Raw genomic sequence first — 22,308 nt, 5'->3', positions numbered from 1 at the left:
GTCTCAGCCCTCGACAGTGATGCCCATGGAACGGCAGGTGCCGCGGACCATGCTGCATGCAGCTTCCAGAGAAGCAGCGTTCAGGTCGGGCATCTTGGTCTTAGCGATCTCTTCCACCTGAGCGGCGGTCAGAGTAGCGACCTTTTCCTTGTTGGGCTTGCCGGAAGCGGTGTTGATGCCAGCGGCCTTCTTGATCAGAACAGCTGCCGGAGGAGTCTTGGTGATGAAGCTGAAGGAGCGGTCAGCGTAGACGGTGATGACGACGGGGATGACATAACCCATCTGGTTCTTAGTACGCTCGTTGAACTCCTTGGTGAAGGCCATGATGTTGACGCCCTTCTGACCCAGAGCAGGGCCAACAGGGGGAGCCGGAGTCGCCTTGCCGGCCTCGATCTGCAGCTTAATGTAGCCAGTAACTTTCTGTGCCATAGTAAATGCACCTCCAAAAATCTGTGGTGAGTTGCGGCGCGGTGTCTCCGCGCCTCCCACGAGCGCGCACCCGATGTGCACGCTCTATAAGAACCGCACTGCGGTCTTACCTTGGTAGAACGGTCTGTGCCGGTTGGTTACGGCAGCTCGACCTGCGCGATGTCCACCTCTGCGGGCGTCTCGCGGCCGAACATATTGACCTTGAGCTTGACTTTGAAGCTCTCGGTATCGATCCCCTCCACAAGGCCCATAAAGCCTTCCAGAGGGCCGGCGGTGATCTGCACGGTATCGCCGACTTTGAAATCGACGGTCAGCGGAGCCGCCTTCTCGACGCCCATCTTCTCCACTTCCTCAGCGGTCAGGGGGACAGGCTTCGAGGCAGGGCCGACGAAACCGGTGCAGCCGCGCGTGTTGCGCACGACATACCAAGTGTCGTCGTTCATGACCATCTTGACCAGAACGTAGCCGGGGAACAGCTTGTGCTCCACCATACGCTCCTTGCCGTCCTTGATCTCAGGGACCATCTCGGTCGGGACCTTGATGTCGCAGATCAGATCCTGCAGGCGGCGGTTCTCCACCATAGTCTGTAAGTCCGTTGCCACTTTGTTTTCGTAGCCGGAATAGGTATGCACGACATACCAAAGAGCCTCATTGGACTGCTCTTCCATTCTGGTTGACCCTCCGTTTCAAGATGATTCAAGCGCCGATGATAAGGCCCAGAATACCGCCGAAGACGGCATCCAGTGCGATCATCACGACGGCTGCGATCGCCACAGTCACGAGCACCACGACGGTGTTGGTCTTGATGTCCGCCTTAGACGGCCACACGACCTTTTTCAGCTCGCTCTTCGTGTCGCGGAAGAACTTTGCCGCATTTGCGGCAAAACCCTTCACGGCGGCCTTCATTCTGGCCACAAAGCCCGGCTTTTTCTCGGTTTTGTCTGCCATGATGTTGTCCGCCTTTCTTACTTGGTTTCGCGATGAACGGTGTGCTTCTTGCAGAAGCGGCAGTACTTCTTCATCTCGAGACGATCGGGGTTGTTCTTCTTGTTCTTCGTGGTGTTGTAGTTGCGCTGCTTGCACTCGGTGCAGGCCAGAGTGATTTTAACGGTCATTTGTTGACACCTCCATTATAACGGTTGTTTTGAACCTCCCTCGGCTTGCGGGTGTGCCCTCTAAACAGGCGCACTTAATAACCCCGCAAAAGAGGTGTTATCATTGTATCACGTCTTTTTCCATTCGTCAAGCGGAAATCCTGCGTTTTTTCTGGTTTTTTGCTTTTTCTTTCTCCCGGCTTGTCTGTGCGGCGGCGCTTGCATCCCGGACATAAATATTATATAATAAGTGTATCTATGGATATAGACTAAATTTTGGGCCTGTCTGCCGGGTGCAGCGGCCCTGAGATCAGGAGAGATCGATTATGTTATCCGATTCTGAACATAAAATGTGCGTTGTCGTCCTGTTCGGCGGGATGTCCAGTGAGCACGAGGTCAGCCGCGTGTCCGCCGGTACCTTCGTGGACCAGCTCGACCGCCAGCGCTACGAGCTACTGACCATCGGCATCACGAAAGATGGCCGCTGGCTCTACACCGAAGCCACCTCGGCCCAGATGGCCGACGGCAGCTGGGAAGAGCTGCCGGGCAATATGCCCTGCGTGGTCAGTCCCGACCGCGCCGACCACGGCCTCATCCTCTTCACCCCCGCCGGGCAGGTGGAGAAGGTCCGCGCCGATGTGGTCATCCCCGTCCTCCACGGCCTGTGGGGCGAGGACGGCACCGTGCAGGGCCTGCTGGAGCTGGCCGGCATCCCCTACGTCGGCTGCGGCGTTCTGGCCAGCGCCGTCTGCATGGACAAGGCAGTGGCCAACGCTATGTTCGACGCTTCCGGCATCCCCCACACCAAGTGGCTCTCCGCCACCCGCTGGGAGATCGAGTGCGACCCCGAGGGCGTCTGTGACGGCGTCATCGCCAAGCTGGGCTGGCCCATCTTCGTCAAGCCCGCCAACGCCGGTTCCAGCGTGGGCATCACCAAGGCCCACGACCGCACTGAGCTGAAGGAGGCCATCCGTCTGGCTCTGGCAAACGACCGCAAGGTGGTCTTTGAGGCCTTCGTGGACGGCCACGAGGTGGAGTGCGCCGTCATCGGCTCTGACCCCGCCGTCTCCACCCGCCCGGGCGAAATTCTGGCAGGCGCGGAATTCTACACCTACGACGACAAGTACAAGAACGGCGTCAGTCAGGTGGTCATCCCGGCAAAGCTGCCCGAAGAAAAGCTGGACGAGGTGAAGACCTACGCCGCCATGGCCTACACCGCACTGGGCTGCGAGGGTCTGGCCCGCTGCGACTTCTTCGTAGAGAAGAACACCGGCCGCGTCCTCATCAACGAGATCAACACCCTCCCCGGCTTTACCCCCATCAGTATGTATCCCAAGCTGATGGAGCACGAGGGCATCCCCGTGCCCGCCCTCATCGACCGCCTCATCGCTCTGGCTCTGGAAAGGACGGAAAAGCAGCATGGATAACCGTCCCATCGGCGTATTCGACAGCGGCCTTGGCGGGCTGACCGGCGTGCGGGAGCTGCGCAAGCGCCTCCCCCACGAGAACATCGTCTATTTCGGCGATACCGGCCGCGTCCCCTACGGCAGCCGCAGCCCTGAGACTATTTTGCAGTACGCCCGGCAGGACATCGCCTTCCTGCTGTCGAAGGATGTGAAGTGCATCATGGCCGCCTGCGGCACGGTGTCCAGCATCTACCCCGCCGCCGAGGCCGCGAAGCTCCCCGTCCCCTATCTGGGCGTCGTGGACGCCGCCGCCCGGGAGGCCGCTTTCGTCACCCGCAACCGCCGCATCGGCGTCATCGGCACGGCGGCCACCATCCGTTCCCGCAGTTATGAGACCCTGCTGCGGAAGCTTGTCCCCGGCGTGGAGATCACCGCCCGTCCCTGTCCCCTCTTCGTCCCCCTCGTGGAGGCCGGTTATGTGGACCACAGTGCCCTCGACAAGCAGCAGGTGACCCGTCTGGTCATCGCGCAGTATCTGGCCGAGGTGCGAGAGGCCGGGGTGGACACCCTCATCCTCGGCTGCACCCACTATCCCCTGCTCAAGGAGATGATCGGCTGGTACATGGGCAAGAACGTCACCCTCGTGGACCCGGCCCAGACTGCCGCTCATCATCTGGAACGGACGCTCAGCGAGCACGGCCTGAAGGGTGACCACGAAAAGGGCGAGGCCCATTTCTACGTCAGCGACGTGCCCGACAGCTTCGCCCAGACCGCCGACCTTTTCCTCGGGGAGTACAAGGGTGGACTCATCGATCAGGTCGCCATTGAAAAATACTGATAAGGACACAAAACTGTGAGCAGATCACCCATTGAAAATTACATCATCCGCATCAAAAGCTCCATCGACCAGTTCGACAACGAGGGCGTCATCCGCGAGGAGGACCGCGATCACATCGAGCTGATGACCCGGGGCAGCTTTACCAAAAAGAACGGCAGCTACTACATCTCCTACAAGGAGACACAGACCATCGGCTTCGAGGGCTGCACCACCACCATCAAGATCGCCGAGGACGGCAGCCGAGTGGCTCTTCTCCGCTTCGGGCGGGCCAACAGCCAGCTCCTCATCGAGCGCGACCGCCGCAACCTCTGCCACTATGAGACGGAGGTCGGCTCTCTGACGCTGGGCGTCACCGGCGACGGCATCGACTGTCAGCTGACCGAAAAAGGCGGCAGCGCCTCTTTCAGCTACCTGCTGGACGCTGACGATGCCCGCATCGTCAGCCGCAACACGCTGGAAATGACGGTACAGCACGTCAACTAAGGATATGCACCTCAAATGAAAGGAATCATACCAATGACCGACTTTGAAAAGACCTACCAGAACTACAACCCCCGGCAGACCGCGCTGGACGAGGCCCGTGCCCTGCTGACTGCCGCCGCCAAGGCTGCAATGGCCGACGGTGCTCTGCCCGAGGCTGAGCTGCCCGCCTTCATCGTGGAGATCCCCGCCGACGTCAAGAACGGCGACATCGCTTCCAACATCGCCATGGCCGGTGCACGCACCTGGCGCAAGGCCCCCAAGATGATCGCCGACGCCCTCATCGCCCACCTGCCCGACCTGACCGGCGGCGTCTTTGCCAAGGTCGAGGTGGCCGGCCCCGGCTTCATCAACCTCTTCCTTGCCCCCTCCTTCTGGGCCGGCGTCGTGCTGGGTGCCTGCGCAAACAAGGAGTATGGCCGCACCGACCACGGCAAGGGCGCAAAGTACAATGTGGAGTTCGTCTCCGCCAACCCCACCGGCCCCATGCACATGGGCAACGCCCGCGGCGGCGCTCTGGGCGACTGTCTGGCCGCTGTCCTCGACTGGTCGGGCTACGACGTGACCCGCGAGTTCTATATCAATGACGCGGGCAACCAGATCCAGAAGTTCGGCAAGAGCCTCGCCGTCCGCTATCTCCAGCAGTACTGCGGCGAGGAGGCCTATCCCCTGCCCGCCGAGTGCTATCAGGGCGGTGACATCAAGGTTCTGGCCGGTGAGTTTGCCGAGCAGAACGGTGACAAGTACGTCGCTGCCTGCAAGGGGATGGACGAGGAGACCCTCTTTGAGAGCGAGGCCTTCGCCGCCCTCAAGGACGCCCTCGTGGCCTACGCCCTGCCCAAGAACATCGCTGCCCTCAAGCGCGACCTCGGCAAGTACCGCATCGACTACGACGTCTGGTTCCACGAGAGCACCCTCCACGAGTCCGGCGCTGTGCTGGCCGTGGTGGACAAGCTGCTGGAGCTGGGGGCCTGCTATAAGGCCGAGGACGGCGCTGTGATGTACCGCAGCGCCCAGTACGCCGCCAAGTACGGCACCGTCAACAAGAAGAAGACCGACGACGGCACCGAGGAGGAGGCCAAGGACGAGGTCCTCGTCCGCGCCAACGGCATCCCCACCTACTTTGCCGCCGACATCGCCTACCACTACAACAAGCTGGCCACCCGCGGCTTTGCCAAGGCCATCGACGTCTGGGGTGCAGACCACCACGGCCATGTCGCCCGCATGAAGGGCGCTATGGACGCCATCGGCCTCCACGGCGAGGACCTCGACGTCGTCCTGATGCAGATGGTCAACCTGATGCGGGACGGCCAGCCCGTCCGTATGTCCAAGCGCACCGGCAATGCCATCACCCTGACCGACCTGCTGGAAGAGGTGCCCATCGACAGCGCCCGCTTCCTGTTCAATATGCACGACGCCGGCAGCGGCATCGACTTCGACCTCGATCAGGCCGTCAAGACCGACAACGACAACCCGGTCTACTACGTCCAGTACGCACACGCCCGCATCTGCTCCATCCTCAAGAAGATGGAGAGCGAGGGCGTGGCCTTCGCAGGCGCGGAGCAGATCGATGCCACCCTGCTGACCGAGCCGTCTGAGATGGACCTCATCCGGATGCTGGCCGCCTACCCGCAGGAGATCGTCATGGCCGCCGAGAAGTACGACCCCAGCCGCATCAACCGCTTCGTCATCGACCTCGCCAGCGCCTTCCACCGCTTCTACGGCAGCTGCCGCATTCAGGGCGCAGACCCCGCCGTCCAGCAGGCCCGTCTGGCCCTCTGCATCGGCGTCAAGAATGTCATCTTCAACGCACTGACCATGTTCAAGATCAATGTCCCTGAGAAGATGTAAGCCGCCTCTCCGTACCTTATAAGATAAGCAAAGCGCCCCCGGAGCTTGAAAAAGTTCCGGGGGCGCTTTTTGGCTTGTGTTTTCCGAAACGGCGGCGGAGCTTACTCCTCCGTCACCTCAAAGTCCAGCGGCTTGCCGCAGTTGGGGCAGACAGGCTCGCCATCCAGCAGGGCTTCCTCGTCCACAACGGAGGTCGCGCCGCAGGCGGGGCAGGTCACTTCGTACTGCACCGGACCGTCCTGCTCGGCTGCTTCGTCGTCCTCGGGGTCTTCCAGTGCGACCTCAAAGGCCACCTTGCAGCTGGGGCAGATGGCTTCGCCGACGTCGAGGTCATCCTCGCTCACATAGACGGTCTTGCCGCAGGCCGGGCAGGCCACTTCGTAGTAAGGCTCACCTGCCACATCCGCGTTGTCGTCGGCCTCGGTCTCGTCATCGGCGTCATCCTCTTCTTCCTCGTCCTCGGCGTCGTCCTCTTCGTACAGGTCTGCTTCAAGGTCTTCCAGCTCTTCGCTCAGGTCGTTGATCTGGTCGTAGGCATGGGTGACATCCTCGTCGATGCTGTCCACAGCCTCGGCCATCTCGCTCAGCAGCTCGCTCATAGCCTTGATGACCTTGCCCTCTTTGGTGCTCTCATCAATGCCAAGGCCATCGATCAGGCCCTTCAGGTATGCAGCTTTTTCCTTCATAGGGAATACCTCCTATCGCAAAACAGCATTTTATGAAAAAACCGGGCAAACGGTCGCCCGCTGCCCGGTCTTATCGATAACGTATCAGACGCGCTCCATATACTCGCCCGTGCGGGTATCGATGCGGATGTGGTCGCCCTCGTTGATAAACAGGGGGACGCGGATCTCAGCACCGGTCTCGACGGTAGCGGGCTTCAGGGTGTTGGTGGCAGTGTTGCCCTTGACGCCCGGCTCGGTCTGGGTGACTTCCAGCTCGATGAAGTTGGGGATCTCAACGCTGAAGACCTTGCCCTTGTAGCTCAGCAGCTTGCACAGCTCGTTCTCCTTGCAGAACTTGAAGTTATCGGGCACATCGCTTGCGTTGACGGGGATGTCATCGTAAGTCTCGTTGTCCATGAAGTGGTACAGGTCACCATCCTCATAGCTGTAGGTCACGTCCTTGCGCTCGATGAAAGCCTGCGGGAACTTAGCGGTCGGGTTGTAGCTGGTCTCGACCACAGAGCCGGTGATGACGTTCTTGGTCTTGGTGCGGACAAAGGCAGCGCCCTTGCCGGGCTTGACGTGCTGGAACTCGACGACCTGAAGAACCTGGCCGTCCTGCTCAAAGGTCACGCCATTGCGAAACTCGCCTGCAGAAATCATAGGAATTCCTCCATTAGTTTAATGTCTCAGATGCATTACGCATATCTCTATTTATTTTACCCAATCCCGCGCCGTTTGGCAAGGGGTTTCGGCAAAAAAGACGATGAAAATGACAAAAAGTGTGGGATAAAGCCGTTGAAGGCTCTCCCTTTGGGAGAGCTGGCGCGAAGCGCCTGAGAGGGCAAGGATGTTGACAGGGACTTATCCACGCTGCGACAGCATCGCTCTGACCAAGGCTTTTGCCCATCGGTGTGCGGCGGCTCTATCGCACCGGGCTTGCCCTCTCCGTCACCTGCGGTGCCACCTCTCCCAAAGGGAGAGGCTTTTATACAGGGTCACTTTGCAGCTTCCTCGTACATCCTCTTCATCGCCTGCGCATCCTCGGCCTGCGTGCCGGCGCTCTCGCAGATGATGACCGGTGCGAGCCTGCGCTCGGCCAGCAGCTCCATCAGGGGCTGCGGCTCAGGGCCGAACTGAGTCTGCGCAAAGGTCCAGTGGCGTTTCTCGCCCCCGGCGGAGAACTCGATGCGGGAGAAGTGGACGTGGAAGCGCTGGGCACGCTCATCTCCCAGTGCCTCACCCAGATGGTCGAGGAGGACGGCGTAGTCCGCCTTGGACTGGATGCCGCCCAGCGTCCGGGCGTTCAGGTGGCCGAAGTCGATGCAGGGCGTGATGCGCTCATCCACCCCGCAGAGGGCCAGCACCTCGTCCAGCGTGCCCAGCTGGCCGATCTTCCCCATGGTCTCGGGGCAGAGGGTCATATCGCCGTAGCCCGCTTCATCCAGCGCTTCCACAGCCCGGCGCATGGTGTCCAGCGCCTTTTCGAGGGCAGCTTCCCGGCTCTGTCTGCCGCAGCTGCCCGAGTGGAAGATGATCCGCCTGCCGCCCAGCGCCCGGCAGACCTCGGCGCTCTGGAGGAGGTAGCGGACGCTGTTCAGCCGCTTTTCTTCCTCAAGGCTGGACATACTGATATAATAAGGTGCGTGGACGCTGAACAGAATGCCCCGCTCTGCGGCGTCTGCGGCCATCCTCCGGGCCTTATCCACCCCGAGGCGGACGCCGTGGCCGCACTGGTACTCAAAAGCGTCCAGCCCCATCTCTGCCGTGTAGGCGGGGATGTCGAGGCTGGTCTTGTAGCCCTTGGCCTCGAAGCTGTCGCTGGTACCGGCGGTGCCGAACCGTATTTTCCAATCACACTCGCTCACAGCGTCTTCCCTCCCCGGTCGTAATACTCCTGCCAGTGGCGCTTTTCCCACTTGCGCTTGAGCACCACCTGTGCGCCGAGGTCAGGGCCGCGGGGAATGACCATCAGCCCCGGGATGCCGTAGAGGGCCGCCGCCATCCGGTCGGCGTAGAGCTGGTCGCCCACCATCGCCATCTCCCGGCGCTTCACGCCCATCCGGCGGCGGGCCGCCATCAGGGCGAAGGGCAGGGGCTTTGCCGAGCGATAGAGATAGGCCAGCCCCAGCTTCTGGGCGAAGGGGCGGACCCGCTTCTCTGCGCCGTTGGAGACGATGGTAAGGCCGATGCCGGCCTCCCGCATCCGGGTCAGCCACCCGGCCACCTCGTCGGGCAGCTCCTGACTGCGGTCGGCGGTGAGGGTGTTGTCGATGTCCAGCACAAGGGCGCGGATTCCCTTTTCTGCCAGAAACTCCGGGGTGATGTGGGTGACATCCTTAAACACATATTCGGGCGTGATCAGCATAACGGCTTTCCCTTTCTCTGCTCTCTGCCGTAAATGAAAATAGAGGAGCCTGAAGTTCAGGCTCCTCTACATCGGCGTTAGCAACGCGTTTGAAATCTAAAGCAACAATGCGATTCCAAGCAGTTAATTACTTGAACTTACGCTTGCGGGCTGCTTCGGACTTCTTCTTGCGCTTAACAGACGGCTTCTCGTAAGCCTCGCGCTTACGGACCTCTGCGAGCACACCGCTGCGGGCAGTGCTACGCTTGAAGCGACGCAGTGCGCTCTCCAGCGACTCGCCCTCTTTAACACGAATTTCCGACATCTTATTCCCTCCCTTGGACCGTGAGGCAGGAATTTCGTTGTTACATGGTAACTAACAGTAGACAGTATAGCGCATTTTCATGCGTTCGTCAACCTTTTTCAGAAAGTTTTTTTGAAAAAACTTTAGCCCTTGACTGCCAGATTGACCAGACGGCCCTTGACGTAGATCTCCTTCACCACAGTCTTGCCAGCCAGAGCCTCGGCGACGGCCGGGTCAGCCTTTGCGGCAGCGATGGCGTCCTCAGAGGTGATGTCTGCGGCCACCTTCAGACGGGCCTTGACCTTGCCGTTGACCTGCACGGCAATCTCCACGGTGGATTCAACGCACTTGGCCTCCTCATACTTGGGCCAAGGATAGTAAGCCAGCTGCTCGTCGTGGCTGTGGCCCAGCTTCTCCCACAGCTCCTCGGTCATATGGGGAGCGAAGGGGTTCAGCAGCTGGACGACGGTCTCGAACTCAGCCTTGGTCGCGCCGCCGTTGTCGTACAGGGCGTTCACCAGCGTCATCAGCTGGGCGATGGCGGTGTTCATCTTCAGGCCCTCGATGTCCGCGCCCACCTTCTTGATGGTCTGGTGCATCAGGGTCTCGATCTGAGGACGGTAGCCCTCGCCCTCCACCAGCTTGTCGGACAGTGCCCACACGCGGTCGAGGAAGCGGTTGCAGCCTGCGATGGCCGAGGTCTGCCACGGTGCAGCCTGCTCGAAGTCGCCCATGAACATCTCATACAGACGCATGGTGTCGGCACCGTAGGTATCCACCACCTCATCGGGGTTGATGACGTTGCCCAGAGACTTGGACATCTTGACGATGGGGTGGCGGGCCATCTCGCCGTACTTCTCCTCCAGAGCCTTCTCGGCGGCCTTCTGGCTGCCGTACTCCTTCAGCAGCTTCTCCTGCTCCTCAGCGGGCAGGTTGACGAAGCTGTGGGGGTTCAGACCGAGGATCATGCCGTGGGCCGTGCGCTTCTGATAAGGCTCTGCAGTGGGCACGACGCCGATGTCGTAGAGGAACTTATGCCAGAAGCGGCTGTAGAGCAGATGCAGGGTGGTGTGCTCCATGCCGCCGTTGTACCAGTCCACCGGAGACCAGTATTCCAGCGCCTCCTTGGAGGCGATGGCGTCCTTGCAGTGGGGATCCATATAGCGCAGGAAATACCAGGAGGAACCGGCCCACTGCGGCATGGTGTCGGTCTCGCGGGTGGCAGGGCCACCGCAGCAGGGGCAGGTGGTCTTGACCCAGTCGGTATGACGGGCCAGCGGAGATTCGCCATCGGGACCCGGCTCAAAGTCGGTGATGTCGGGCAGGGTCAGAGGCAGGCTGCTCTCGGGCAGGGGCTGCCAGCCGCACTTCTCGCACTTGACCATCGGGATCGGCTCACCCCAGTAGCGCTGACGGCTGAAGACCCAGTCGCGGAGCTTGTAGTTGACCTTATCCTGCCCCTTGCCGTTGGCTTCCAGCCACTCGATCATCTTTTTCTTGGCGTCGGTGACAGACAGGCCATCGAGGAAGCCGGAGTTGACCAGCGTACCGGTGGCTACATCGGTGAAGGCCGCCTCGTCGAGGTTGGAGGGGGTGTTGCCCTTGACGACCTCGATGATGGGCAGGCCGAACTTCTTGGCAAACTCCCAGTCACGGGTGTCGTGGGCAGGCACAGCCATGATGGCGCCGGTGCCGTAGGTGGACAGGACGTAGTCGGAGATGAAGATAGGGATCTCCTTGTCGTTGACGGGGTTGATGCCCATAACGCCGTCCAGACGGACGCCGGTCTTCTCCTTGTTCAGCTCGCTGCGCTCAAAGTCGCTCTTGCGGGCCGCCTCGGCCTGATAGGCTTTGACAGCGTCGGCGTTCTTGAGGATGCCCTTTTCCAGCCACTCCTTGACGATGGCGTGCTCGGGAGAGACGACCATGTAGGTCGCACCGAACAGGGTATCGCAGCGGGTGGTGTAGACGGTGAGGGTGTCGCCTGCGGTGGTGCCGAAGTTGACCTCTGCGCCGTGGCTGCGGCCGATCCAGTTCTTCTGCTGGGTGGCGACGCGCTCGATGTAATCCAGACCATCCAGACCGTCGATGAGCTTATCGGCATAGGCGGTAATCTTCAGCATCCACTGGCTCTTGACTCGGTGGACGACCTCGCTGCCGCAGCGCTCGCAGACGCCGTTGACGACCTCTTCGTTCGCCAGCACGCACTTGCAGCCGGTGCACCAGTTGACGTTCATTTCCTTCTTGTAGGCCAGACCCTTCTTGTACAGCTGCAGGAAGATCCACTGGGTCCACTTGTAGTACTCGGGGTCGGTGGTGTTGATCTCACGGTCCCAGTCGAAGGAGAAGCCCAGAGCCTTCAGCTGCTGGCGGAAGTGGTCCACATTGTTCTTGGTGACGATGGCCGGGTGGATGTGGTTCTTCATGGCGAAGTTCTCGGTGGGCAGACCAAAAGCGTCCCAGCCCATCGGGTAGAGCACGTTGTAGCCGTTCTGGCGGCGCTTGCGGCTCACGACATCCAGCGCAGTGTAGCTGCGGGGATGGCCGACGTGCAGACCCGCACCCGAGGGGTACGGGAACTCCACCAGTGCATAGAACTTGGGCTTGGCGTGGTCGATCTCAACGTGGAAGGTCTTTTCGTCCTCCCACACCTTCTGCCACTTGGCCTCCACGGCCTTGTAATCATACTTCATTTTTGTAATCAGCTCCAGACTTTTTCTAAAACAATACCAATGATTTATGACAAACTCAGCGATGCGGCGGACAACCTCTCAGTCTCGCTTCGCTCGACAGCTCCCCTACCGAGGGGAGCCTCTGGCGAAGAGATTAAGCTTTACGAAATGCCAAAGCCTCCCCTCGATAGGGGAGGTGGCACGCCGCAGGCGTGACGAAGAGGTTATCTCCACACCCGAGCCGTTTGCCTTACAGACTGTTATCCGGGGTCAGATACTCCGAGATGTCGATGGGTTCGCCGTCGGCCCACAGGTGCTCGAGGTCGTAGTAAGTGCGGGTGTTGGGCACGAAGACATGGACGATGACGCTGGAATAGTCCAGCAGCACCCAGTTCTTGGAGTCGAAGCCCTCGGTGGTGTGCGGCTCGATGCCGCTCTGGGAAAGCTCGTACTCCACCTCATCGGCCAGAGAGCCGACCTGCGTGGTGGACGTACCGGAGGCGATGACGAAGTAGTCGGTGAGGACAGTCAGGCTGTCCACCTTGAGCACCCGCACGTCCTGCGCCTTCTTCTTGTCGAGGATCTTTGCGATCTCAATGGCAAGAGTCTTGCTGTCGATGTTCTTATCCATAGATATTTCTCCTTATCATTGTCCGACCGGCTGACCGTCGGTGGTGGTCGCGCCTGCCACATCGGTGTCGCCGCTGAGGATGGCGTCGTCCGACTCCTTATCCAGCTGGCCCACGAACTGGACGTTGGCGCTGGTGGAGGCGGTGCCGTGGGGCCAGCTGTCCGTCACGAGGTTCAGCTCGTCGGCACTCACCGGGCCGGTATAATTGCGGAAATAGGTGTTGAGCAGCTCTGCGATGGAACCGGCGTCCGGCACCACACAGGAGTAGCCGTCAAAGCTCTCGGTCGCGCCCACATTGGGCACGCCCATGAAAACAGGGGTCTGCGCCAGCATGATGTTGGCGCTGTCGATGCGGGTGAAGGACACCAGCATCTTGGCGATGGTGGTCAGATCCATATCCGTGTGGATATAGTTGTTGAAGACCAGCGGCAGCTGGTTGAGCACGTCAGTGATGCCCATGCTGCGCACCCGCTTGAACAGGCCGGCGTAGAAGTAGCGCTGCATATTCAGGCGGTCGATGTCCGAGTTGGAGTAGCCCTGACCGTGGCGGCAGCGGACGAAGAACTCCGCCGATGTGCCGTCCAGATTGCGGTAGCCCTTCTTGAGAGCGCTGCCTGCAAAGGACATATCGTGGGGGATATAGACCTCGATGCCGCCGAAGTTGTCCACCATCTCCACCAGCGCCTGCATATCCACCGTCACATAGTAGTCGATGGGCAGCTTGTACTGGTCATAGATGACCTCAGCCAGCGCGGCGATGCTGCCGCCGTTGGACAGGGCCACGGAGTTGATCTGATAGTTGGTGGCGGCGTAGGTCTTGCCGTTCGAAAGGGCGACCTTGCGGCTCTTGGCGGTCACGAGGCTGTTGCGGGGGATCTGCAGCATCCGCAGCGCACCGCCCTTGATGTCGAACTGGCAGTAGAGGATCATGTCCGTCATGCCATCGTTGGAGGTGGGGTCGTTGGAGTAGTTGCGGCCCTCCTCGTAGTCGATGCCGCAGACGAGGATGTTCACCACATCGCCCTTGTATTCCTCGAGGGTCTGGATCTCCTCGATGATGGAGGGAGCATCCTCCTCCGGGCGGATATTCTCCTCCACCCGGTTCACCATGCTGGCGGCATACACCACCACGCCTGAGATGACGGCCAGCACCGCCAGCGTCACGACCAGCGGGAGCCAGAGCGGGGTCTTTTTCTTCTTTTTGCGGCGGCGGGGCGGCTCGCTTCTGCCTGCGGGAGACGGGGCACGGGGCGGCTTTGCGCCGCCGCCTGCGCCTGCGCCTGCGCGGCGCAGCGGCTCTGCGGGTCCTTCCTCTGCAAAGAAGTCCGGCTGGGCAGGCTGCACAGGCCGGGACGCGGAGGCTTTTTCGGCCCGCTGTTCCGTCGGGCGGTTGAGTGAACGGTCTGTCTTGATATGACGCGGATTCTGACTCATTCCATCTTATTCCTTCCAAGCGTTTTAGGGAGCAGGCCGGCCGTCGGCCAAAGCTCCTGTGCTCTTTTTAGTATACCATTCTTCCCCACGATTCGCAATCAGCATTCTTTTTTCTGATGGTTCAGGATGTCCTCGTAGGCAGCAGCGGATTCAGGGTCCAGCGGCTTGCCCTGCGAGAGGACGAAATCGTTGGTCTGCCGGAGGGCCGCCAGCATGGCAGCGTCGAGGTCCTTCAGCTCCAGCTTCCGCAGCTTTCCCACGCCGGGCCAGTCCCGCTCCTTGCTGGTCATGTCGGCCAGATAGACCACCTTATCCAGCTTGGACATCCCCGCCTTGCCCGCCGTGTGGCAGGCGATGGCGGAGAGGATGGCTTCGTCCTCCACGCCCCACTGGGTGCGGGCGAGGATGGCGGCACAGATGCCGTGCCAGACCGGGGTAGGCCGGGCCTCTCCGCCCTCGGCGTACTGGGGATACTGACGCATCAGCGCACGCATCTCGTCTTTGGAGATCTCTTTCGCAGCGTCATGGAGCAGCGCAGCCAGCGCGGCCCTGTTCTCATCCACGCCGTGGCGCTTGGCCAGCTTGACGGCCATCTTTTTCACATTCAGGGTATGCTCGTAGCGCTTGTCACTCAACCGGCTGCGCACAAGCTCTTTTGCCTGTTTCTGGTTCATTTGTGACTTCTTCTCCTTTGGTGTAAAGCCCCTCGCGCCGGATGACCCGGCGCACCGAGGCCGGAAGCTCTTTTTCGCATTCCTCTCCGGCCGCGAGCCGTGCGCGGAGGGCGCTGGACGCCATGGGCAGAGCTTCCACCGGCGCGAACAGGATGCGGCTCCCGCTTTCGTCCAGCTGGTGGGCCTTTGCGTGGAGCGCCGGGTCGTCGCCGACGTTCCGGCTTGTGACCACCAGACGGGCCAGCTTCAGGATGTCCTCCCAGCGGCACCACCCGTCGAAGCTGAGCAGCATATCGCTGCCGATGGCCAGATACAGCTCATCGCCGGGGTTCTCCCGGGCCAGCTTTTCCAGCGTGAGTACGCTGTAATTTTTCCTGCCCAGCGCGGCCTGCTCCACCTCCCAGCCGCTGACTTCGAGACCGAAGCCCAGCTCCCGGGCCAGCGCGGCAAAGCACCCGCACATTTCTACCCGGAGCGGGCCGGAGGCGGTCGTGCCCTGTTTGAAGGGCGAAACGCCCGCCGGCATGACCACCACGCGGTCGGGCCTTACCCGGGCGGCGGCGGCGCGGAGATTGTTCATATGGCCGTAGTGAGGGGGGTCGAAGGAGCCGCCGTAAAGCAGGACCCGCATTACTTCAGCAGATCGGCGTAGGCGCTGTCCTTCTTTTTCTGGAGGTAGAGCACGAACTTGGAGCCGATGACCTGCACACAGTCGGCGCCGGTGGCCTCCGCCAGCTTGACGGAAGCCTCACGGGCGTTGTACATGCTGCTCTCCAGCACCTTCAGTTTGATGAGTTCGCGGGCCTCGAGGCAGTCCTTGACGCCCTGGATCATGGTCTCGTCGATCTCGCCCTTACCCACGATGAATACGGGGTCCATGGTGTTTGCCTTGCCGCGCAGGATCGCGCGCTGTTTGCTCGTCAGCATAATTGTAGTTTCTCCTTTATCATTCGTTTTATTTTCAAGTCAAATTTTTGTACGGCCTTGCTCAAGCCTCTCCCTTTGGGAGAGGTGTCACCGAAGGTGACGGAGAGGGCAAGCCCGTTTTTCAAGAGCCGCCGCACAGCGATAGGCAGATTCTTTGTCAGTGCGATGCTATCGCCATGCTTGCACTTTTCTGTCAGCGTCCTTGCCCTCTCAGGCGCTTACGCGCCAGCTCTCCCAAAGGGAGAGCCTTCAGGCCTTTTTCAAAAACTCCGGCAGCTGCTTCTCCATCTGGGCCAGCGCGTTGCCGCGGTGGCTGATGGCGTCCTTTTCGTCGGGGGTGAGCTGGGCGTAGCTGCGGCCCTCTGTGTTGGGGCGCTTGCCGGTCCTGCCCACGCCGCACTCGGCCGGGATGAACAGCGGGTCGTAGCCGAAGCCGTAGTCCCCGGCCAGCCGCTCGAAAGCCACCCGGCCCGGGCACTCGCCCCGGCAGGTGAGATGCTGGCCGGTGGGCAGGATGAAGCAGACCGCTGCCACGAACTTCGCGCCGCGCTGCTCCGCCGGGACGTCCTTCATCTCCTCGAGGAGCTTGTCGTTGTTGGCCTCGTCGTCGCCGTGATGGCCGCAGTAGCGGGCGCTGTAGACGCCGGGCGCACCGCCCAGCGCGTCCACGCAGAGGCCGGAGTCGTCGGCGATGGTGGGCAGGCCGCTGGCCTTGCAGATGGTCTCGGCCTTGATGAGGGCATTCTCCTCAAAGGTGGTGCCGGTCTCGTCCGGCTCAATGGTGATGCCAAGCTCCTTCTGGCTGACCACCTCGTGGCCCTGTGCCTCGAGGATGCGCCGCAGCTCGCGGAGCTTTCCGGCATTGCCGGTGGCTGCACAAATTCTCATCGGGTTGCTCCCTTTCTATGTCTGTTGCTCCCTGCCCTCGGCAGCAGGGCACTACTGTCTCCGGGGCATCGAGCCTTGCTCGTCCAGCGTCGGCCTGCCCGGCACGCCAGTGGTGCTTCGCACCCGGGTTGCGGCACCCAGCGTCTGCTTCACTGTCGCTCGCATCCTGCTGGCCGCTGCCCCAACAACTCCTCCCTGTTTCCGCCACTGGCGGCGGTCGTCGTCGTTGCCCCTCTTGGGGAGAGGTGTCACCGCAGGTGACGGAGAGGGCTCAATGCTTCCATCCCGTGCGGGGGATCAGTTCTTCCACAAAGCCCTCCGGGGTGAAGGGGATGAGGTCGTCGATGCCCTCGCCCACGCCGATGAACCGCACCGGCAGGCCGAGGCGCTGTTTGACGGCCACCACGCAGCCGCCCTTCGCCGTGCCGTCGAGCTTGGTGAGGATGATGCCGGTGGCGTCGGCGGCCTTGCAGAATTCCTTGGCCTGACTGATGGCGTTCTGGCCCGTGATGGCGTCCAGCACCAGCAGCGTCTCGAGACTGGCCTCGGGCGCGGCCTTCTTGACGCTCCGGCTGATCTTGGACAGCTCATTCATCAGGTTCGACTTGTTGTGCAGACGGCCTGCGGTGTCGGCGATGACCATGTCATAGCCCCGGGCGGCGGCGGACTTCACGGTGTCGAAGATGACAGCGGCAGGGTCCGCACCCTCGCCTGCCTTGACGATGGGCACGCCGGCCCGACCGGCCCAGATCTCCAGCTGCTCGCTGGCGGCGGCGCGGAAGGTGTCGCCTGCGGCCAGCATGACCTTTTTGCCCTGACGGGTGTAGTAGTCGGCCAGCTTGGCGATGCTGGTGGTCTTGCCCACGCCGTTGACGCCGATGACGAGGATGACGGCGGGGTGGCCGTCCAGCGCCATCTCGGCCTCCGGGCGCATCTCGTCGGCGATGAGGCCGCGCAGAGCGTCGGCCGCCTGTTCGCCGGTCTTGAGGCCCTTTTCCTGCACCCGGTCGCGGAGCGCATCCACCAGCTTGATGGCCACATCGCCGCCCACATCGGCGAGGATGAGCTGCTCTTCCAGTTCATCGTAAAGGTCGTCGTCGATCTTGCTACCGGTGAGGGTGTTCATGATGCTGCCCCAAAAGCCCGTGCGGGTCTTTTCGAGGCCATCCTTCATTTTGTCCTTTTCTTTTTTGCCAAATCCAAAGAGTCCCATTGGTTCTCTCCTTTTTCAGGTTTTATTCTCTTTTTCAACTTACCCCTTCGTACAACCTCTCAGTCGGGCTTGCGCCCGCCAGCTCCCCTAGTAGGGGAGCCTCTGGCGAAGAGGGAAAGTTTCCGATATGCCAAGGCCTCCCCTATCGAGGGGAGGTGGCACGGCGTCCGCCGTGACGGAGAGGTTTGATTTACGTCTTATTATACCTACGAAACCATCTCCGCGTCAACCTGTTCAAGGTCGAGCTTGAGCAGCTTGGAGACGCCGTCCTCCTGCATGGTGACGCCGTAGAGGACATTGGCGGCCTCCATCGTGCCGCGGCGGTGGGTGATGACGATGAACTGGGTCTTGTCGCTCACCCGGCGGAGATACTGGGCAAAGCGGACGACGTTGGCGTCGTCCAGCGCGGCTTCGATCTCATCGAGGATGCAGAAGGGCGCAGGGTTGACGGCAAGGATGGCGAAGTAGATGCTGATGGCCACCAGCGCCTGTTCGCCGCCGGACAGCGCCTCCAGATTCTTGATGACCTTGCCCGGCGGGGCCACCCGGATGCCGATGCCGCAGGCGAGCACATCGCTCTCGTCCTCGAGGACGAGGCTGGCCTCGCCGCCGCCGAACAGCTCCGTAAAGACCCGCCCGAAGTTCTCGTTGATGGCACGGAAGCTGTCGGTGAAGATGTCCCTCATCTGGTTCGACAGACCGTTTATCATCCGGGTCAGCTCGTTTTTGCTGCCCTCAACGTCCTCCACCTGTGCCCGGAGGGCATCGTAGCGGGCTTTGACCTCCTGATATTCCTCAATGGCGCTGACGTTGACGCTGCCCAGTGCGCGGATCTTTCCGCGCAGGTCGGCCACCTGTGCCCGGAGGGCGTTGATGTTCTCGAACTCCACACAGAGCGCCTCGGCCTGCGAGAGGGTCAGCTGGTACTCGTCCCAGAGCTTTGCGGCCATCTGGTCGTATTCGCTCTCGGCGGCGGCCTTCCGCTCGGCCAGACGGGCCATCTCCCGGCCCATCTCTTCCCGCTCGTCGGAGGCGGCACGGCCCTTGGCCAGCGCCTCGGTCTCGCTCTTCTGACAGAGCAGCCGCTTCTCGGTGGCAGCACGGATCTCCGCCTCCTTCTCGGCGATGAGTCCGGTGCTGTCCACCTTGGCCCGCCGGATGGCTTCGATCTCCTCCTGACAAGCCCCGCTGCGGGCAGCAAGGGCGGTGAGGCTCTCTTCCAGCGCAGCGCGGCGGCTCTCGGCGTCCTTGGCCTGCTTTTCCAGCGCCTCGATCTGGCTGCGGGCCAGCTCGGCGTCCTTCTGGCGGGCCAGCTGCTCCATCCGCTTGGCACTCAGCCGCTCGGCGAGGCTCCGCTGCCGGGCAAGGAAGGCGTCGTCGCCCTCGGCGATGCGTTCCAGCTCTGCCGTGCGGGCGGCGATGTCGGCGGCGAAGGCCGCTTCCTGCTTCTCTGCCTCGTCGGCCCGGGCGCGGGCGGCTTCCAGCTGGGCCTTCCACCGCTCCATCTCGTCCTGACGGCCTGCAAGAGCAGCTTCCGACTGCGTCACAGCCGCCTCAAGCCGTTTCTGCTCGGCCTCGGCGCGGACGCGGTCATTGGCGGCAGTGATGATCTCGCTCTCGGCGGCGGTCAGCTCTGCGGCCAGCGCATCGGTCTGCGTCTTCAGCTCGTCGGTGCGCTCCTGTGCCGCGAGGCAGTCCTTCTGGAGCTTGGCGGCCTTGACCCGCAGCTCTTCCATCTCCTGCCTGCGGGTGAACAGGCCCGCCGACCGCTGGACGCTGCCGCCGGTGAAACTGCCGCCTGCGTTGATGACCTGACCATCCAGCGTCACCACCTTGTTGTGGTAACCCAGCTCCCGGGCCACCCGGGAGGCTTCGTTGATGTCGTCCACCACCACGATGCGGCCCAGCAGGTTCGACACGATGTTGGCGTAGCGGGGGTCTGCCTTCACGAGGGTGGAGGCCAGCCGGGCCGAACCGGAGAGGTTTCCCCGGAAAAAGCCGGGCTGGACGGTATCCAGCGGCAGAAAGGTGGCGCGGCCCGCATTCTCGCTGCGGAGGAGGGCGATGCCAGCCTTGGCGGCGGCTTCGTTCTCCACCACGATGTTCTGCAAAGCGCCGCCCAGCGCCGTCTCGATGGCCACTTCCCGGCCCGGCTCGACGCTGAGGATGGACGACACCGGCCCGATGATGCCCCGCAGGCGGCGGGCCGAGGCGGCGCGCATGACGGTCTTGACCGAGTTCTGGTAGCCGTCCATGTTCTTTTCCAGCTCTTTCAGCACGCCGAGGCGCTGGCGGGCAGCATCCAGCTCCCGGCCCAGCTTCTGCTCGGCGGCATCGGCCTCGCTGAGGGCGGCTTTCCGGCCCTTGAGCTTGAGGCTGAGGCCCGCCCTGACGTTGGCCAGCTGCTTTTCGTTCTCGTCCAGCAGCTTCCGGTACTGGATGGTATCGGCGAGGTCCTGCTTTGCTTCATCCCGCTGGGCCTCGAGGGCCTCAGCGTTCTCGGCGAGGGTGGGCAGCTGCTGCTGCGCCGCCTCAGCGGCAGCCTCGGCAGCAGCTTTCGCCACCTGTGCCTCAGTGCGCTTGGCAGTCAGGTCGGCCACCTCTGCCCGCAGGGTGTCCCGGCGGGCACCGCTGGCGTTGTTCTCACTGGTCAGCCGCAGAAGCTCTGCATCCAGCTCGGCCAGCTCTGCGGCCAGCTTCTCTCCTGCTGCCGCCATCGACCGGGCCACGGCGCGGTGGCGTTCCAGCGCGGCGGCGGCCTCGGTGCTGTCCTGCTCCCCGGCGGCGATGTCCGCCTGTAAAGCAGCGGCACTCTCCTCGTTGCGGGCGATGTCGTTTTCCAGCACGGCGATACGGCTGTCGCTGCCGTTCAGTTCTTCGGTGATGCTGCGAATATCCCCATTCAGGCGCTCGACGGCGATGGTCAGCTGCTGTGCCTGCATACGGATCTTCTCAGCCTCGGCTTCGGCGGCCTTGGCCTCCCGGTCGAACCGCTCATAGTCGGCCTGCGCGGTCTCATAGTCCCGCACCTGACGGCGGACGGCCTCCCGGGCGCGGTGGACGCCGTCGGTCCAGAGGGTAACTTCCAGCGTCTTGCGCCGGGCGCTCAGCTCGAGGAAGCGCTGGGCCTTTTCGCTCTCTTTTTCCAGCGGGCCGACCCGGGCCTCCAGCTCGCCGAGGATGTCCCGCAGACGCTCGAGGTTCTCGGCCGCTGCGGCCAGACGGCGCTCGGCCTCGTTCCTGCGGTAGCGGTACTTTGCGATGCCGCAGGCCTCCTCGAAGATCTCGCGGCGCTCGCTGCTCTTTGCGGCGACGATCTCCGCGATGCGGCCCTGCCCGATGACGGAGTAGCCATCCCGGCCGATGCCGGTGTCCAGCAGCAGCTCGTAGATGTCTTTGAGGCGGCAGACCTGACCGTTGATGGTGTATTCGCTCTCGCCGGAGCGGTAGTATTTGCGGCCGATGACGGCCTCATCAGCGTCGATGTCCAGCGTGTGGGCGCTGTTGTCCAGTGTCAGACGCACCATGGCAAAGCCCATGGCCCCCCGGCGGCGGGTACCGCCAAAGATGACGTCCTCCATCTTGCCGGCAGCGCGAAGCTGGCGGGAGCTGGTCTCGCCCAGCACCCACCGCACCGCGTCCGACAGGTTCGACTTGCCCGAGCCGTTGGGGCCGACGACGCCGGTGACGCCCTCGTCGAACCGTATCCGGACCTTGTCCGGAAAGCTCTTGAAGCCTTGGATCTCCAGTTCCTTGAACACCATTTTACTTTTCCTTAATGACGCCCAGCAGCTTCAGGGCCTCCCGGGCAGCGTGCTGCTCTGCCATCTTCTTACTGCGGCCCTCGCCCCGGGCGATGCAGTCCGAGTTGAACCGGACCGCCACCACGAAGTGCTTGTCATGGTCGGGGCCGGTCTCCTGCTCCACCACATAGCTCAGTTTCTCTTCGGGGTTCTGCTGGACGATCTCCTGCAGACGGGTCTTGTAGTCGGCCTCGGCGTGCTTGCCCTCGGTGATGAAGGGCAGGATGAAGCCCTTGGCCACCTCCATGCCGCCGTCAAGATAGAGGGCGGCAATGACAGCCTCGAAGGCGTCCGACACGACGCTGGGGCGGGTGCGTCCGCCGCAGCGCTCCTCGCCGCGGCCCAGACGCAGGTAGTCGCCCAGATGGATCTCCTGCGCAAACTGGAACAGCGCCCCCTCGCTGACGAGGCTGGCACGGATGCGGGTCAGGTCGCCCTCGGGACGGTCGGCGTAGGCGTGGAAGAGGTAGTCTGCCGAAACGATCTGAAGCACGCTGTCGCCCAGAAATTCCAGACGCTCATTGTGCTTGACCGGCGGGCGGGTCTCGTTGGCGTAGCTGGTGTGGGTGAGCGCCGTTTCCAGCAGCTCCGGGTGCTTGAACTTGTAGCCAATGATAGTTTCCAACGGATGGCTCATGTCTTTTTAACTCCC

The 22,308-nt window shown here is 62.2% G+C and carries 23 protein-coding genes; 4 read left to right on the top strand and 19 right to left on the bottom strand.

Annotated elements, in window-relative coordinates; translation table 11 throughout:
- Positions 1–3 precede the first annotated feature (3 nt).
- From rplK to rpmG, 4 genes are all read right to left on the bottom strand, one after another.
- Positions 4–429, bottom strand: a complete 426-nt coding sequence (gene rplK, locus MTP38_RS04790; protein ID WP_227619844.1) for a 50S ribosomal protein L11 — start codon at positions 427–429, stop codon at positions 4–6.
- Between the two features lie 137 nt (positions 430–566).
- On the bottom strand, positions 567–1,097 hold the full coding sequence (gene nusG, locus MTP38_RS04785; RefSeq protein ID WP_022257697.1) for a transcription termination/antitermination protein NusG: 531 nt from the start codon (positions 1,095–1,097) through the stop codon (positions 567–569).
- 28 nt (positions 1,098–1,125) lie between these two features.
- The gene (gene secE / locus MTP38_RS04780; protein ID WP_249234415.1) at positions 1,126–1,377 is read right to left on the bottom strand and encodes a preprotein translocase subunit SecE; all 252 of its coding nucleotides are present in this window, start codon (positions 1,375–1,377) and stop codon (positions 1,126–1,128) included.
- A gap of 17 nt (positions 1,378–1,394) precedes the next feature.
- Complete coding sequence (rpmG, locus tag MTP38_RS04775) at positions 1,395–1,544, bottom strand: 50S ribosomal protein L33 (RefSeq protein ID WP_005920501.1); 150 nt, start codon at positions 1,542–1,544, stop codon at positions 1,395–1,397.
- Positions 1,545–1,849: 305 nt separating this feature from the next.
- Here rpmG and MTP38_RS04770 point away from each other — a divergent pair, with 305 nt between their 5' ends.
- Genes MTP38_RS04770 through argS form a run of 4 tightly spaced genes read left to right on the top strand, consistent with a single transcriptional unit; the run spans position 1,850 to position 6,098 of the window.
- Positions 1,850–2,950, top strand: coding sequence for a D-alanine--D-alanine ligase family protein (locus tag MTP38_RS04770; protein ID WP_227619846.1), 1,101 nt, complete (start codon positions 1,850–1,852; stop codon positions 2,948–2,950).
- Entirely contained in the window at positions 2,943–3,767 is an 825-nt protein-coding gene (gene murI, locus MTP38_RS04765; RefSeq protein ID WP_227619847.1) for a glutamate racemase, read from the top strand. Before MTP38_RS04770 ends, murI begins: the two co-directional genes overlap by 8 nt.
- A gap of 15 nt (positions 3,768–3,782) precedes the next feature.
- Positions 3,783–4,250: a DUF1934 domain-containing protein gene (locus MTP38_RS04760; protein ID WP_227619848.1), complete on the top strand. Its 468-nt coding sequence runs from the start codon at positions 3,783–3,785 to the stop codon at positions 4,248–4,250.
- A 33-nt stretch (positions 4,251–4,283) separates the two neighbouring features.
- The gene (gene argS / locus MTP38_RS04755) at positions 4,284–6,098 is read left to right on the top strand and encodes an arginine--tRNA ligase (protein WP_249234414.1); all 1,815 of its coding nucleotides are present in this window, start codon (positions 4,284–4,286) and stop codon (positions 6,096–6,098) included.
- A 101-nt stretch (positions 6,099–6,199) separates the two neighbouring features.
- Here argS and MTP38_RS04750 read toward each other — a convergent pair whose 3' ends face one another.
- The 15 genes from MTP38_RS04750 to rnc all read right to left on the bottom strand — a co-directional run bounded on the left by MTP38_RS04750 (position 6,200) and on the right by rnc (position 22,293).
- The gene (locus MTP38_RS04750) at positions 6,200–6,784 is read right to left on the bottom strand and encodes a CD1247 N-terminal domain-containing protein (protein WP_249234413.1); all 585 of its coding nucleotides are present in this window, start codon (positions 6,782–6,784) and stop codon (positions 6,200–6,202) included.
- 84 nt (positions 6,785–6,868) lie between these two features.
- A complete protein-coding gene (gene efp / locus MTP38_RS04745; RefSeq protein WP_015563681.1) occupies positions 6,869–7,426 on the bottom strand; it encodes an elongation factor P in 558 nt (185 codons plus the stop codon).
- A gap of 335 nt (positions 7,427–7,761) precedes the next feature.
- Positions 7,762–8,631: a TIM barrel protein gene (locus MTP38_RS04740; protein ID WP_249234412.1), complete on the bottom strand. Its 870-nt coding sequence runs from the start codon at positions 8,629–8,631 to the stop codon at positions 7,762–7,764.
- On the bottom strand, positions 8,628–9,131 hold the full coding sequence (locus MTP38_RS04735; protein ID WP_249234411.1) for a YqeG family HAD IIIA-type phosphatase: 504 nt from the start codon (positions 9,129–9,131) through the stop codon (positions 8,628–8,630). Before MTP38_RS04735 ends, MTP38_RS04740 begins: the two co-directional genes overlap by 4 nt.
- Before the next feature lie 127 nt (positions 9,132–9,258).
- Entirely contained in the window at positions 9,259–9,435 is a 177-nt protein-coding gene (gene rpsU, locus MTP38_RS04730) for a 30S ribosomal protein S21 (RefSeq protein WP_005928271.1), read from the bottom strand.
- A gap of 122 nt (positions 9,436–9,557) precedes the next feature.
- Entirely contained in the window at positions 9,558–12,107 is a 2,550-nt protein-coding gene (gene leuS, locus MTP38_RS04725; protein WP_249234410.1) for a leucine--tRNA ligase, read from the bottom strand.
- A 229-nt stretch (positions 12,108–12,336) separates the two neighbouring features.
- Entirely contained in the window at positions 12,337–12,717 is a 381-nt protein-coding gene (gene rsfS, locus MTP38_RS04720) for a ribosome silencing factor (RefSeq protein WP_149793852.1), read from the bottom strand.
- A gap of 15 nt (positions 12,718–12,732) precedes the next feature.
- Entirely contained in the window at positions 12,733–14,151 is a 1,419-nt protein-coding gene (locus MTP38_RS04715; protein ID WP_249234409.1) for an LCP family protein, read from the bottom strand.
- 98 nt (positions 14,152–14,249) lie between these two features.
- Positions 14,250–14,825 (bottom strand): bis(5'-nucleosyl)-tetraphosphatase (symmetrical) YqeK, encoded by a 576-nt coding sequence (yqeK, locus tag MTP38_RS04710; protein WP_227619855.1) that lies wholly within the window; start codon positions 14,823–14,825, stop codon positions 14,250–14,252.
- Positions 14,779–15,456: a nicotinate (nicotinamide) nucleotide adenylyltransferase gene (gene nadD / locus MTP38_RS04705; RefSeq protein ID WP_249234408.1), complete on the bottom strand. Its 678-nt coding sequence runs from the start codon at positions 15,454–15,456 to the stop codon at positions 14,779–14,781. The genes yqeK and nadD overlap by 47 nt, the downstream gene beginning before the upstream one ends.
- Positions 15,456–15,752, bottom strand: a complete 297-nt coding sequence (locus tag MTP38_RS04700) for a YhbY family RNA-binding protein (RefSeq protein ID WP_227619857.1) — start codon at positions 15,750–15,752, stop codon at positions 15,456–15,458. Before MTP38_RS04700 ends, nadD begins: the two co-directional genes overlap by 1 nt.
- A gap of 249 nt (positions 15,753–16,001) precedes the next feature.
- Positions 16,002–16,640 (bottom strand): RdgB/HAM1 family non-canonical purine NTP pyrophosphatase, encoded by a 639-nt coding sequence (rdgB, locus tag MTP38_RS04695; RefSeq protein ID WP_249234407.1) that lies wholly within the window; start codon positions 16,638–16,640, stop codon positions 16,002–16,004.
- Positions 16,641–16,911: 271 nt separating this feature from the next.
- Positions 16,912–17,853, bottom strand: a complete 942-nt coding sequence (gene ftsY / locus MTP38_RS04690) for a signal recognition particle-docking protein FtsY (RefSeq protein WP_227619859.1) — start codon at positions 17,851–17,853, stop codon at positions 16,912–16,914.
- Between the two features lie 206 nt (positions 17,854–18,059).
- Positions 18,060–21,617, bottom strand: a complete 3,558-nt coding sequence (gene smc, locus MTP38_RS04685) for a chromosome segregation protein SMC (RefSeq protein WP_249234406.1) — start codon at positions 21,615–21,617, stop codon at positions 18,060–18,062.
- A gap of 1 nt (position 21,618) precedes the next feature.
- The gene (rnc, locus tag MTP38_RS04680; protein WP_227619861.1) at positions 21,619–22,293 is read right to left on the bottom strand and encodes a ribonuclease III; all 675 of its coding nucleotides are present in this window, start codon (positions 22,291–22,293) and stop codon (positions 21,619–21,621) included.
- Positions 22,294–22,308 lie beyond the last annotated feature (15 nt).

Source organism: Faecalibacterium sp. I3-3-89, from assembly GCF_023347275.1.
In the GTDB taxonomy this organism is placed as follows: Bacteria; Bacillota; Clostridia; order Oscillospirales; family Ruminococcaceae; genus Faecalibacterium; species Faecalibacterium butyricigenerans.
This window is presented reverse-complemented; position numbering and strand designations above follow the sequence as displayed.

What these genes read in the sequence shown, in the direction of transcription:
- leuS (WP_249234410.1), bottom strand. Translation starts at nt 12,107, where the DNA reads ATGAAGTATGATTACAAGGCCGTGGAGGCCAAGTGGCAGAAGGTGTGG.
- nusG (WP_022257697.1), bottom strand. Translation starts at nt 1,097, where the DNA reads ATGGAAGAGCAGTCCAATGAGGCTCTTTGGTATGTCGTGCATACCTAT.
- ftsY (WP_227619859.1), bottom strand. Translation starts at nt 17,853, where the DNA reads ATGGGACTCTTTGGATTTGGCAAAAAAGAAAAGGACAAAATGAAGGAT.
- rplK (WP_227619844.1), bottom strand. Translation starts at nt 429, where the DNA reads ATGGCACAGAAAGTTACTGGCTACATTAAGCTGCAGATCGAGGCCGGC.
- argS (WP_249234414.1), top strand. Translation starts at nt 4,284, where the DNA reads ATGACCGACTTTGAAAAGACCTACCAGAACTACAACCCCCGGCAGACC.
- yqeK (WP_227619855.1), bottom strand. Translation starts at nt 14,825, where the DNA reads ATGAACCAGAAACAGGCAAAAGAGCTTGTGCGCAGCCGGTTGAGTGAC.
- rpmG (WP_005920501.1), bottom strand. Translation starts at nt 1,544, where the DNA reads ATGACCGTTAAAATCACTCTGGCCTGCACCGAGTGCAAGCAGCGCAAC.
- rnc (WP_227619861.1), bottom strand. Translation starts at nt 22,293, where the DNA reads ATGAGCCATCCGTTGGAAACTATCATTGGCTACAAGTTCAAGCACCCG.
- MTP38_RS04735 (WP_249234411.1), bottom strand. Translation starts at nt 9,131, where the DNA reads ATGCTGATCACGCCCGAATATGTGTTTAAGGATGTCACCCACATCACC.
- smc (WP_249234406.1), bottom strand. Translation starts at nt 21,617, where the DNA reads ATGGTGTTCAAGGAACTGGAGATCCAAGGCTTCAAGAGCTTTCCGGAC.
- rsfS (WP_149793852.1), bottom strand. Translation starts at nt 12,717, where the DNA reads ATGGATAAGAACATCGACAGCAAGACTCTTGCCATTGAGATCGCAAAG.
- MTP38_RS04700 (WP_227619857.1), bottom strand. Translation starts at nt 15,752, where the DNA reads ATGCTGACGAGCAAACAGCGCGCGATCCTGCGCGGCAAGGCAAACACC.
- MTP38_RS04770 (WP_227619846.1), top strand. Translation starts at nt 1,850, where the DNA reads ATGTTATCCGATTCTGAACATAAAATGTGCGTTGTCGTCCTGTTCGGC.
- MTP38_RS04750 (WP_249234413.1), bottom strand. Translation starts at nt 6,784, where the DNA reads ATGAAGGAAAAAGCTGCATACCTGAAGGGCCTGATCGATGGCCTTGGC.
- MTP38_RS04715 (WP_249234409.1), bottom strand. Translation starts at nt 14,151, where the DNA reads ATGAGTCAGAATCCGCGTCATATCAAGACAGACCGTTCACTCAACCGC.
- murI (WP_227619847.1), top strand. Translation starts at nt 2,943, where the DNA reads ATGGATAACCGTCCCATCGGCGTATTCGACAGCGGCCTTGGCGGGCTG.
- efp (WP_015563681.1), bottom strand. Translation starts at nt 7,426, where the DNA reads ATGATTTCTGCAGGCGAGTTTCGCAATGGCGTGACCTTTGAGCAGGAC.
- secE (WP_249234415.1), bottom strand. Translation starts at nt 1,377, where the DNA reads ATGGCAGACAAAACCGAGAAAAAGCCGGGCTTTGTGGCCAGAATGAAG.
- rdgB (WP_249234407.1), bottom strand. Translation starts at nt 16,640, where the DNA reads ATGAGAATTTGTGCAGCCACCGGCAATGCCGGAAAGCTCCGCGAGCTG.
- nadD (WP_249234408.1), bottom strand. Translation starts at nt 15,456, where the DNA reads ATGCGGGTCCTGCTTTACGGCGGCTCCTTCGACCCCCCTCACTACGGC.
- rpsU (WP_005928271.1), bottom strand. Translation starts at nt 9,435, where the DNA reads ATGTCGGAAATTCGTGTTAAAGAGGGCGAGTCGCTGGAGAGCGCACTG.